Here is a 12,057-nt window from a genome sequence, read left to right on the forward strand (position 1 = left end):
TCGCCAATCACAGAATCAGACACCCACTCAAATAATCAACTGAACACATACAAATAGCACCATTGAGTTGCACTAAAAAGTAACAGAATACTTCAAGATACTCACACTTCTTCGGTACTTATAAACCCGTTTAGAACACACTCTTTCTATCAATCAAAAATTTCAAAGCTGAGCATGACGATAGCACGCCCAAACTCACGCCTCTGTCTGACTACTGTAAATCATTCACAATAGAAAATAAAAAAGCCGCTTACTTTTCAGTAAACGGCTTTGCAAAATGATTAACGCTTGGTCAACACACCACTATGGGCGGTAAACCTTAACGTTATGGAAGCCCTGCTCTTGTAGGTAAAGTGCCTGTAGACGGCTCATTACACCACGGTCACAGTACAGCAAGTACTCTTTCGCTTGGTCTAGGTCGCCAAACTGAGTCGAAAGCTTGAAGAATGGGATGTGTTTAATTTCAACACCCTCGATCTCTAATGGGCTTTCGTCTTCTTCTTCTGGGCTACGGATATCAAGAACGATAGCGTGCTCAGCAACAGCTTGAACTTGTTCAACTTCAGGCGCTTGCTCTTGGCTCTCTTTCTCGATGTCACGGATATCCATAACACGAGCGTTCTCGATCACTTGATCCAGCACTTCAAAGTTAAACTTAGCTTCTTCTGCTTCCAGTTTGCCTTTCTTCGCTTTCACTGTTGGCTTCTTAGAAATAACACCACAGTACTCAGGCATTACCTTAGCGAAGTCTTCAGTACCGATGATACGAGAAAGGTCGATGATGTCTTCTTTATCCCAGTTGATAAGCGGACGAAGAATCAAAGTATCTGTCACGTTGTCGATGTGACGCAGGTTAGTTAGCGTTTGGCTTGATACCTGACCTAGTGCTTCACCAGTAACCAACGCTTCGATCTTGAACTTGTCTGCAACCATACCACCAGCACGCATGAACATACGCTTAAGAACAACGCCCATTTGGCCGTCTTCTACGTTCTCAAGGATTTCAGCAACCACAGGTTCAAAGTCTACAGAAATGAACTTCACCTTTGCAGATGAGCCGTATTTATTCCATAGGTAGTGAGCCACTTGTTTAACACCAATCTCGTGCGCTGGGCCACCAAGGTTGAAGAAACAGTAGTGAACCTTAGAGCCGCGTTTGATGTGCAGGTAGCTTGAAACACCAGAATCAAAGCCGCCAGAGATCAAGCTCAGTAGATCTTCTTGAGTACCAAGAGGGAAGCCACCGAGGCCTTTGTGACGAGCTAGAACTTGGTTTAGCTTGTCGTTAGCCACTTCAACCTTAACGGTTACATCAGGGTTCTTAAGTCGAACTTTCGCTGACTCAACTGCTTGGTTTAGACCGCCGCCTACGTAGCGCTCAAGTTCAATAGAGGTAAAGTCATGCTTACCACGACGCTTAGCACGTACAGAGAAAGTCTTGCCTTCAATGTCAGCACGGCTGCGTTCTAGTACTTGCTCGTAAATATCGTGCAAGTCTTTGAATTCAGACTGTTGAACTTCAAGAGAGTGGTGAATACCTGGAGTGTGAGTCAGAGCCTCTAACACTTCTGCGTAGTACTGGTCACTCTCAGACGTCACTTCAATATGATCGCGACGATTGAATACCGCAACACTTTCACAGCGACGTTGAATAACGTTACGAATGTTGCACTCTAGAATCCTTGTGAAGCGCTTACGCACCGATTCACTTTTTACAAAAATTTCCGGATGGGGCTTAACAATAAATTTCATAGTACTTTCACAACATTAATGTTCAAAATTTTGAAAACGCTCATCGCCAAGTAAATTAGAGAATTTACACAGCACTTGAAGCAAGAATAGATCATATCTAAATCTAAGGGCGCGAATTATACATGAGAAAGTGAAGCAAGGAAAAGAGTGCTTGCTGTAACACCATCATTAAACCGCTTGTTATTAACAGTAGCAGGTTTCGAAACGACATAAATGCCGCAGAGAGAACCATTGAAGACCAGCAAACAAAAAGCCCAACCTCATTATAAGGTTGGGCTTTCGATGCTATCTGCATGCTACCGTGTGTACACGTATCGGCTATTCATTAATAACAGGCACTTCGTCACTGTAAAGCGGCTCGCCCTGCATGATGCTGATTTCAACGCGGCGGTTGAGGCTACGTTGCCATTCAGTATCGTTCGGCTCGACTGGCTCGGTATCCGCCATGCCGCGTACTCTCAAGCGTTGATGAGAGAAACCACGCACCTTTTCCATCTCTTGAGCAACAGACACTGCTCGCTGTGATGACAAGTCCCAATTAGATCGATAAAGCTCGGAATCAAGACGTTGATTATCGGTGTGCCCTGAGATTCGAACGATACCCGGAACATCTTTCACCAACTCAGCAACCTGTCTCACCAAAGGTCGGAACTTAGGCTGTAGGAAAGCAGAACCCGATGGGAATGCACCCTTCTCACGAATTCGAATCACAATCTGCTGGCCAAGGTTTTCAACTTCAATCGCGCCTTGGTCTATCTCTCGCTCCAACGCCTTCTTGATGCTTTCCATCAAGGTTTCCATCTCTTGCGATTGAGCTTCAGCTTGTTGTTGCTGTTGGTCTGACTCAGAGTTTTGATTGTCGTGAGTCGAAACCTCTGGCGACTTGCCTCCGGTCATCTTGCCTTGATCACGCATGGTACCGCCAGCACGCTCAGATTCACCTTCATGAAACTCAAGCGTTTGCTGCGTAATATCAATCGTCTGCTGCATGATCACATCAATCGGTGTCGGCTCTGGACGACCAGGTCGAAACTCTTGTGCAATGATGCTGGTGCCTTTAGGAATGTCTTTCACTTCCAAGCGGTTTTGTACACCAAACGCAAATTTCATCGAGCCAGCGATCTGTTTGAACTTCAGTACGTCCATCTCAGAGAATGAGAGCAGCAGTACGAAGAAACACATCAGCAGTGACATCAAGTCAGCAAATGTCCCCATCCATTGAGGCAATCCCGGAGGAGGACATTTACATGGATTTTCTTCATCCATCTTCAACTCCTCTTACGCAGGTTCACCATCAATCGTACGCTTACCTTCGTTTAGGTAGCTCTTCAGGTAACCATCGATTACTCGTGGGTTCTGACCATCTTGAATCGCGAGTACGCCATCCATAACCAAACGACGGTTGAGTGTCTCTTGGTCACGACGCAGCGCAAGCTTGTCGGCAATTGGGAAGAACACCATGTTCGAAAGAATCGCACCATATAGGGTGGTTAAAAGTGCCACCGCCATCGCAGGGCCGATCGCTTTTGGATCATCCATGTTAGAAAGCATGGCAACCAAGCCAACCAAGGTACCAATCATACCCATCGCGGGTGCTACATCACCAAATGCAGAGAACACCTTCGCGCCCTGCTCATGACGCTCTGTGGTTAATGCGATGTCTTTTTGCAGTGCAGCACGAACTACATCTCCATCATGGCCATCCACCAAAAGATCGATGCCCTTTTGCATGAAACTGTTGTTAATTTCCATCTCTTCCAGTGCTAAAAAACCACCTTTACGAGCCGCATCAGCCATCTCTACAACTTTCGCAATAAGATCTTCAGGCTCATCCGCTTTAAACATAAAAGCTTTGCCGGCAATCTTAGTCGCGCCAAAGAACTGTCCCATGGTGAACTTCATCAGAACAACAAACGTTGAACCACCAACCACGATCAATATGGATGTCGTGTCATAGAACATCCCGAGGCTTCCACCTAGGATCATTGCCATGATTACAAAGGCAAATCCACCAATCAAACCTATTAGGGTTGCTAAATCCACTGAGCACTCCTCATGCTTTTTTGTAGCTCTATGTCGACGATAATCTTTTTATCGGCAAGACTATAAGATCTTTTAGTAAATTCTTGGCCTAAGTATCACACTTTTGCTTTTTGTATCACAACTATTACCCGCTTCCCCGTTCTCGAGCAGTCATAAACTCGATAAAGGTGAGGTTATTAGATGAAAGTGGCTTCAAGCCTCTTAAAAACGAACTTTCTAGCAAAATTTATTGGTTACATTTGACCATCTCAACGCCCTAAGGTAACGTTCGTTCATCTTTCCAAACGCAGATTTATTATGGCTACTAAGAAACCTGAAAATATGAGCTTTGAAGCAGCAATCGAAGAGCTTGATGGCTTGGTTGATCAACTAGAAAATGGTGATCTAGCTTTAGATGATGCGCTGAAAAAGTTCGAACGAGGCGTCTCCCTCGCTCGTGCCGGTCAAAGCAAACTAAACGATGCTGAACAGCGTGTTAGCATCTTACTGCAAAATGATGAAAATGCAGAACTTAGTGACTTTAACCCACAACCAGAATAACGAATTGTATGAGATCCCCTATGATCGAGACTTTATTGTCTTATCAAGCACGTAATAACGAGCAACTGAACCTTTGGCTTGATCGCCTGCCACACCAAAATCAGAACCTTATCAACGCGATGCGTTATGGGTTACTTTTAGGCGGCAAACGCGCACGTCCATTTCTTGTCTACATTACAGGGGAAATGCTCGGCTGTACCGCTGAAGAACTCGACACTCCAGCTTCTGCAATCGAATGTATTCATGCCTATTCTCTGATTCACGACGACCTTCCAGCAATGGATGACGATGAACTTCGTCGTGGCCATCAGACTTGTCACATCAAATACGATGAAGCAACGGCAATTTTAACTGGCGATGCCCTACAAACTCTCGCGTTTACTATACTTGCGGAAGGCACATTAAGTGCTGACGGGGAAAGCAATCGCGTTCGAATGATTCAACGCCTAGCTGAAGCGTCTGGTGCACAAGGTATGTGCATTGGACAAGCTCTTGATATTGAAGCTGAAAACCGCTCTGTCACGCTAGAAGAGTTAGAAGAAGTTCACCGTAACAAGACTGGCGCTCTAATGAAGAGTGCGATTCGTTTAGGTGCTCTCGCTGCTGGCGACAAAGCGTTTGAAGTGATGCCTCAATTAGATAAGTACGCCGATGCAATCGGGTTAGCCTTCCAAGTTCAGGATGATATTTTAGATATCATTAGCGATACCGAAACTTTGGGTAAACCACAGGGCTCTGACCAAGATTTGAACAAAAGCACCTACCCTTCTTTGTTAGGTTTAGAGGGCGCTCAAGAAAAAGCGCAAACTCTGCTACAGGAAGCGCTTCAAGCTTTGGCTGCAATCCCATACAATACCCAGTCACTCGAAGAGTTCGCCCGATACGTCATCGAGCGCAAGAACTAAGACAATAAGCGCGCATTACCTATGACTCTTGATATATCAAAGTACCCAACTCTTGCTTTGGCTGATAAGCCAGAGGATTTGCGTCTACTTCCAAAAGAGACGCTTACACAGCTTTGTGATGAATTACGTACCTATCTTCTTAACTCGGTGAGCCAGTCAAGTGGTCACTTAGCGTCAGGCTTAGGTACAGTAGAGCTGACAGTTGCTCTGCATTACGTGTACAACACGCCTTTTGACCAGTTGGTTTGGGATGTTGGCCACCAAGCATACCCGCACAAAATTCTTACAGGTCGTCGCGACCGCTTGTCGACTATCCGTCAAAAAGATGGACTGCACCCATTCCCATGGCGTCAAGAGAGCGAATACGACACCCTTTCTGTTGGTCACTCTTCAACATCGATCAGCGCCGGACTTGGTATGGCGATCAGTGCGAAGAAAGAAGGTAAGAATCGTAAAGTCGTGAGTGTCATTGGTGATGGCGCGATTACCGCAGGTATGGCCTTCGAAGCCATGAACCACGCGGGCGATATTCACAATGACATGCTGGTTATCCTTAACGATAACGAGATGTCGATCTCTGAAAACGTAGGTGCTCTAAACAACCACCTCGCTCAAGTTCTTTCTGGCAGTCTTTACACGTCAATTCGTGAGGGTGGCAAGAAAGTGCTATCAGGCGTTCCGCCGATTAAAGAGCTGGTTCGTCGTACAGAAGAACATTTAAAAGGCATGGTTGTCCCTGGCACCATGTTCGAAGAGTTAGGCTTTAACTACATTGGCCCAATTGATGGTCACGATGTCAATGAGCTGATTAAAACGCTTAAGAACATGAGAGACCTTAAAGGCCCTCAGTTCCTGCATATCATGACTAAGAAAGGCAAAGGCTACGAGCCAGCTGAGAAAGATCCAATCGGTTACCACGGCGTACCGAAATTCGATCCAGCACACTCAAGTCTGCCTAAGAGCACCAGCTCTAAACCAACTTTCTCTAAGATTTTTGGTGACTTCCTGTGTGATATGGCGGCGCAAGATCCTAAGCTAATGGCGATCACGCCTGCAATGCGTGAAGGTTCTGGCATGGTGCGTTTCTCGAAAGAGTACCCAGAACAATACTTCGACGTAGCAATTGCTGAGCAGCATGCTGTGACCCTAGCAACGGGTATGGCGATTGCGGGTGATAAGCCGATTGTCGCTATCTACTCGACGTTCCTACAACGTGGCTACGATCAACTGATCCACGATGTGGCTATCATGGACTTACCGGTCATGTTCGCTATTGACCGTGCAGGTCTTGTCGGTGCCGATGGTCAAACACACCAAGGTGCGTTCGACTTAAGTTTCATGCGCTGTATTCCAAACATGGTGATCATGGCACCAAGCGACGAGAACGAATGTCGCCAAATGCTTTACACAGGCCACCAGCACACTGGTCCTAGTGCAGTACGTTACCCTCGCGGTAATGGTATGGGCACTGAGATACAAAGTGAATTTACCGCGCTTGAGATTGGCAAAGGCCGTATCGTTCGCGAAAGTGAAAAAGCAAAAGATGGCTCGAAAGTCGCTATCCTGAGCTTTGGTACTTTCCTTGAAAGTGCACTTCAAACCGCAGATGCTATCGATGCGACAGTTGCAGACATGCGTTTTGTGAAACCGCTAGATGAAGCTCTGATCAAACAACTTGCTGCTGACCACGATGTACTAGTGACTATCGAAGAAAACGCGATTGCAGGTGGTGCGGGTGCTGGTGTGATTGAATTCTTGATGCAAGAGAAACTGCTAATGCCAGTATTGAACCTTGGCCTACCAGACAAGTTTATTGCTCAAGGTACTCAAGGCGAACTGCATGAAGAGCTTGGTTTGGATGCGAAAGGCATTGAGAAGTCTATCTCGGACTACCTTGCTAAATAGCCTTAATACGTAAGCTCGTAAGCTCGTAAGCTCGTAAGCTCGTAAGCTCGTAAGCTCGTAAGCAATAAAAACAAAAAGGTTGGCCCTAGGGTCAACCTTTTTAGTATCAATTAGTTAGTTTGATGTATCGACTGCGAAACCTTAGCCCTTCAGTTAACTCACACTAACCAACCAGCGAAATGTGCTACAGCATACAACGAAATAGCCGCCATAATACCCGCTACAATATCGTCAATCATGATACCTAAGCCGCCGTGAATTCGCGCATCTAACCAACCAATCGGCCATGGTTTTACCATGTCAAAGAAGCGGAAAAGCACAAAACCAGTCAGCAGCCATTTCCAGTCATCGGCAGGAATATTCAGCATAGGCACTAAGCTCATGGTGATCCAAAAGCCTGCAAACTCATCCCAAACGATAGAACCGTGGTCATGCACGCCCATATCGTCAGACGTTACTTGGCAGATCTTAATACCAATAATGCAGCTTACCACCACCACAGCTACGTAAGCAGGAAACGGTAACTGAACCAACAACAGGTACAACGGAATAGACGCGAGCGTGCCCATTGTGCCGGGAATGATAGGCGATAAGCCACTGCCAAAACCCGTTGCTAAGAAATGCCAAGGGTTTTTAAGAGAAATAAGAGAAAGTGGGTTTGTCATCAATTAACCTTAAAGTGATCGTAACCAGTTAAGTTCCAGCTTAGTGGTTCACCATTATTGTGTAATTCAAAATATTCTACAGGTCTTATCTGGCCAATGCAGGTGACTTTTGTACCTGTGTGTGACAAAGCACTTTCCAGCGACCCTTTATTCTCTTCCGGTACAGTAAAGCACAGTTCGTACTCTTCACCACTCGTTAGCGCATACTGCTGAGCTGAAGTGATATCAGAAGCGAACTGACGTAACTCTGGAGAGATAGGCAGCGTGCTTACATCAATACTCGCGCCAACTTGAGAACGCTTAAGGATATGTTTTAAATCAGCAATAACGCCATCAGAGATATCAATCGCCGATGAAGCAAGATTCACTAGCGCCTGACCCGCTAACACTCGTGGAGCGCTCACATAATGTCTCTCTTCTAGCTCAGCTGCATAGGGCTTCGCTCTGTTCTGCTCAGGGTTAAGTAACACTTCTAAGCCAGCTTTGCTGTCACCTAGATTACCTGTCACGTAAATCCAGTCACCCACTTTCGCGCCATCTCTGCGCAGCGCTCGCCCTTCAGGAACAAAGCCTTGTACAGTCAGTGTCAGGCTTAGTGGGCCTTTGGTTGTGTCGCCACCAATTAACTGAATACCAAAGTAATCTGCGAGTTTAAAAAAGGAATCACAGAAAGGAGTAAGCCATGCTTCATCGATTTCAGGCATGGTTAAAGCAAAAGAGACCCACGCCGGCGTTGCGCCCATAGCGGCAAGATCACTGATATTGGAAGCCAACGCTTTGTGCGCCACCCAAGCCGGATTCGCCTCAGCTAAGAAATGGGTACCAGCCACTAAGGTGTCCGTGCTGATCGCTATCTCAACATTGCCCGGCGCTTTGACCAAAGCACAATCATCGCCAGCAGCTAGAAGAACGTCTTTACGTTGTGGTTGTCGATTTACAAAATATTTTTCAATCAGGTTAAATTCGCCAGACATCACATGCCCTATCTTTAGTCTCATAAAAATCGCCGTAATCATGGATATTACAGAAATTTAGTTACAAAAAAGGCCAGCATAAAAGCTGACCTTTAGATTCAATATACGAACGTCTTATTTCTTACGAACGTGCGGTGCAGCTTTATCAAGCACACCGTTAACAAACTTATGGCTGTCTTCTGCTGCAAATACTTTTGCAAGCTCGATAGCTTCGTTGATAACCACTTTGTATGGTACATCTTCGCGACGAGTCATCTCGTACATAGCTAAACGTAGAAGCGCTAGTTCCATCAGATCCAGATCTTGCATAGGGCGAGATACGAATGGACGAAGCTTGCTATCAAGTTCCATGTGGCTAAGAGCAACACCAGTTAGTAGGTCGCGGAAGTATGCAACGTCTGTTTCTGGCATAGCAAGAGCAGGCTCTGCAGCATGATGCTCTTCTTCATCATACTTACCACCAGATAAGAACTGTTCTTCAACGGTAGCAATATTTTCTTTAGTAATTTGCCAAGAATAAATTGCTTGTAGAGCAAATTGACGTGCGTTACGACGTGCGGCTGGTTTCACACTGGCCCCCATTAGGAATCGATTTCAGAAAGAACGTTGATCATCTCAAGTGCGCTAAGTGCTGCTTCTGCACCCTTATTACCAGCCTTGGTTCCTGCGCGTTCAATAGCTTGATCGATCGTATCAACAGTAAGAACACCAAACGCTACTGGAAGAGAATATTCCAGAGACACTTGTGCCAAACCTTTATTACATTCACTACAAACATAGTCAAAGTGAGGTGTACCGCCACGAATTACTGTACCAAGAGATACAATCGCATCGAACTTACCTGTTTTTGCAACGCGCTGCGCTACAAGTGGAAGTTCTACTGCACCAGGGCAACGAACAACAGTGATGTTGTCTTCGCTTACTTGTCCATGACGCTTTAAAGTATCGATTGCACCAGAAAGTAAACTTTCGTTAATAAAACTGTTGAAACGAGCAATAACGATAGCAATTTTTGCATTTGGCGCTGGGAAGCCACCCTCGATCACTTTCATAAGCCTTCCTTTAACTATTTTCATCAAGTGAGAATCGCCGGATTCTAGCACAAAACTGTGAGCAATATCTAATGGTAATTTAGAAGAACAGACACCGGCAATGTAAAGATGATAATGCAGCGCTGATCCCAAGCATATAGGAACAGCGAGTAACCAAGTTTGTGTATTGAACGCGTATTGAGTCGAACTTGGCTACTTTGCTCTTTTGGCTAGATTTATCACCAAAAGAGCCACTGAAATCATCGGTAAATTATGTCGCTACAAACGGAGAAACGTCTGCTTGCTAACGCATGGTTTATTCGCAAACGTACTCAACAACGTTAAGGCCAAAACCACCCAATGCGTGGTAACGCTTAGTGCTTGAAGAAAGCAGACGCATATCGTGCACACCTAGATCTTGAAGAATCTGAGAACCGACACCAACACGACGCGAGGTACCCTGCTTCTTCGCCATAGTTGGCTGCTCGTTCTTGTCTTGCGCTTCGAATGTCTTCACTTTGTGAATCAAAGAATCAGACGACTCTTCGTTGCCAAGAATAACCAACACACCGCCTTCGTCGCCAATACGCTTCATCGCTTTATCTAGCGACCAGCTGCGTTCAGTACCACGGTCTGAATGAAGCAGATCGGTGAACGTGTCATGCAGGTGAACACGTACCAAAGGAGCACCTTCAGATAGGTCGCCTTTTTGCATCGCGTAGTGGATCTGGTTATCAATTGTATCGCGGTAAGTCACCAGCTCGAAATCACCAAACTCTGTTGGTAAATGGCATTGTGCTACACGCTCAATCGTTGTTTCTGTGTTGTTGCGGTATTCAATCAAGTCAGCAATCGTGCCTAGCTTGATGTCGTGTTTTTCAGCAAACACTTCAAGGTCAGGGCGACGAGCCATAGTACCGTCGTCGTTAAGGATCTCAACGATAACCGATGCTGGCTCGCAGCCTGCAAGACGTGCTAAATCACAACCTGCTTCTGTGTGTCCTGCGCGAGTCAGAACACCGCCATCTTGCGCTGTCAGTGGGAAAATATGACCAGGTTGAACAAGATCAGCCGCTTTCGCATCTTTCGCCACTGCCGCTTGAACCGTCACTGCACGGTCTGATGCAGAGATACCCGTTGTTACGCCCTCTGCCGCTTCAATCGAAACAGTAAAGTTAGTGGTGTACTGTGCGTTGTTATCTTGAACCATAGGCGCTAGACCCATGCGGTTTGAACGCTCTTTGGTTAGCGTCAGACAAATTAAACCACGGCCGTACATCGCCATGAAGTTAATCGCTTCTGGCGTCACATGTTCTGCTGCCATGATCAGATCGCCTTCATTTTCGCGATCTTCATCATCCATCAGGATAACCATTTTTCCTAGGCGAATGTCTTCAATAATTTCTTGAGGAGTACTAATTGGCATTGTTCTATATCCTTTGAAATGGTTCTGCTTCCTAGAACCGACACTATTTAAACCTGATGATATTGCTTCGCTTTACAAAGTCTCGCTTAACGCACTTTGTATCAACGGTTAGGCAAAACCATTCTGCTGTAAGAATTCCATCGTTAATCGAGATTCAGGCTCAGATTCTTGTTGCTGACCTTGCAGTAAACGCTCCATGTAACGTGCTAATACATCAACTTCTAGATTCACTTTACGACCGACATTGAATTGGTCGATGGTGGTTTCTGAAGAAGTATGAGGAACGATAGTCAGCTTGAATGCGTTCTTACGTAAATCGTTCACAGTCAGGCTAATGCCATCAACTGTTACTGAGCCTTTTTGAGCCACGTATTTTGAGATTTCTGCTGGCATTTCTACCCAGAATTCAACCGCACGGCCAACTTGGTTACGTTCAACAATCTCACCCACGCCATCAACGTGACCAGACACTATATGTCCACCGAAACGCGTGGTTGGTAACATTGCTTTCTCAAGGTTAACTTTATCGCCCGCTTGGTAATCGACAAAACCCGTTTTTTTCAGGGTCTCAAGCGAAAGATCTGCACTGTAGCTGTGGTCGTTATATTCAACAACTGTCAAACACACACCATTGGTAGCGATACTGTCGCCTAACTTAACGTCAGCCATATCAAGCTTACCAACATTAACCGTTACGGTGATGTCTTCTCCGCGGGGAGTGATTGCACTCAATGTACCTACGGCTTCTACAATTCCTGTAAACATTTTAAAACTCTTTTTGTTGTCAACGACACGTATGTAGTTGGAGTAACTATT

Annotated in this window: 12 protein-coding genes; 3 read left to right on the forward strand and 9 right to left on the reverse strand. The window is 45.6% G+C overall.

All coding sequences use genetic code 11. From position 1 onward, the window contains the following. Window positions 1-303 precede the first annotated feature (303 nt). From thiI to pomA, 3 genes are all read right to left on the reverse strand, one after another. The gene (gene thiI / locus AB4133_RS04855) at window positions 304-1,752 is read right to left on the reverse strand and encodes a tRNA uracil 4-sulfurtransferase ThiI (RefSeq protein WP_029235325.1); all 1,449 of its coding nucleotides are present in this window, start codon (window positions 1,750-1,752) and stop codon (window positions 304-306) included. Between the two features lie 318 nt (window positions 1,753-2,070). Further along, complete coding sequence (locus tag AB4133_RS04860) at window positions 2,071-3,018, reverse strand: flagellar motor protein MotB (protein ID WP_017060777.1); 948 nt, start codon at window positions 3,016-3,018, stop codon at window positions 2,071-2,073. A 12-nt stretch (window positions 3,019-3,030) separates the two neighbouring features. Then, window positions 3,031-3,795 (reverse strand): flagellar motor protein PomA, encoded by a 765-nt coding sequence (gene pomA / locus AB4133_RS04865; RefSeq protein WP_017060778.1) that lies wholly within the window; start codon window positions 3,793-3,795, stop codon window positions 3,031-3,033. A 297-nt stretch (window positions 3,796-4,092) separates the two neighbouring features. On the opposite strand from pomA, the gene xseB reads away from it, so the two are divergent. Genes xseB through dxs form a run of 3 tightly spaced genes read left to right on the forward strand, consistent with a single transcriptional unit; the run spans window position 4,093 to window position 7,145 of the window. Then, window positions 4,093-4,335 (forward strand): exodeoxyribonuclease VII small subunit, encoded by a 243-nt coding sequence (gene xseB / locus AB4133_RS04870; RefSeq protein ID WP_372113573.1) that lies wholly within the window; start codon window positions 4,093-4,095, stop codon window positions 4,333-4,335. Between the two features lie 20 nt (window positions 4,336-4,355). Then, on the forward strand, window positions 4,356-5,240 hold the full coding sequence (ispA, locus tag AB4133_RS04875; protein ID WP_372156530.1) for a (2E,6E)-farnesyl diphosphate synthase: 885 nt from the start codon (window positions 4,356-4,358) through the stop codon (window positions 5,238-5,240). 21 nt (window positions 5,241-5,261) lie between these two features. Continuing rightward, entirely contained in the window at window positions 5,262-7,145 is a 1,884-nt protein-coding gene (gene dxs / locus AB4133_RS04880) for a 1-deoxy-D-xylulose-5-phosphate synthase (RefSeq protein ID WP_017084182.1), read from the forward strand. 158 nt (window positions 7,146-7,303) lie between these two features. Here dxs and pgpA read toward each other — a convergent pair whose 3' ends face one another. The 6 genes from pgpA to AB4133_RS04910 form a co-directional block, all read right to left on the reverse strand. Then, window positions 7,304-7,810, reverse strand: a complete 507-nt coding sequence (gene pgpA / locus AB4133_RS04885) for a phosphatidylglycerophosphatase A (protein WP_017060782.1) — start codon at window positions 7,808-7,810, stop codon at window positions 7,304-7,306. Then, on the reverse strand, window positions 7,810-8,784 hold the full coding sequence (gene thiL, locus AB4133_RS04890) for a thiamine-phosphate kinase (RefSeq protein ID WP_372224074.1): 975 nt from the start codon (window positions 8,782-8,784) through the stop codon (window positions 7,810-7,812). Before thiL ends, pgpA begins: the two co-directional genes overlap by 1 nt. A 114-nt stretch (window positions 8,785-8,898) precedes the next feature. Then, window positions 8,899-9,366, reverse strand: coding sequence for a transcription antitermination factor NusB (gene nusB, locus AB4133_RS04895; RefSeq protein WP_004734399.1), 468 nt, complete (start codon window positions 9,364-9,366; stop codon window positions 8,899-8,901). After that, complete coding sequence (ribE, locus tag AB4133_RS04900) at window positions 9,366-9,836, reverse strand: 6,7-dimethyl-8-ribityllumazine synthase (RefSeq protein ID WP_004741508.1); 471 nt, start codon at window positions 9,834-9,836, stop codon at window positions 9,366-9,368. Before ribE ends, nusB begins: the two co-directional genes overlap by 1 nt. Window positions 9,837-10,131: 295 nt before the next feature. Next, the gene (gene ribBA, locus AB4133_RS04905) at window positions 10,132-11,241 is read right to left on the reverse strand and encodes a bifunctional 3,4-dihydroxy-2-butanone-4-phosphate synthase/GTP cyclohydrolase II (RefSeq protein WP_017060784.1); all 1,110 of its coding nucleotides are present in this window, start codon (window positions 11,239-11,241) and stop codon (window positions 10,132-10,134) included. Between the two features lie 108 nt (window positions 11,242-11,349). Beyond that, complete coding sequence (locus AB4133_RS04910; protein WP_372224027.1) at window positions 11,350-12,006, reverse strand: riboflavin synthase; 657 nt, start codon at window positions 12,004-12,006, stop codon at window positions 11,350-11,352. Between the last annotated feature and the right edge of the window lie 51 nt (window positions 12,007-12,057).

This window comes from Vibrio sp. 10N.286.52.F8 (assembly GCF_041468745.1).
GTDB classification, from domain to species: Bacteria; Pseudomonadota; Gammaproteobacteria; order Enterobacterales; family Vibrionaceae; genus Vibrio; species Vibrio crassostreae_C.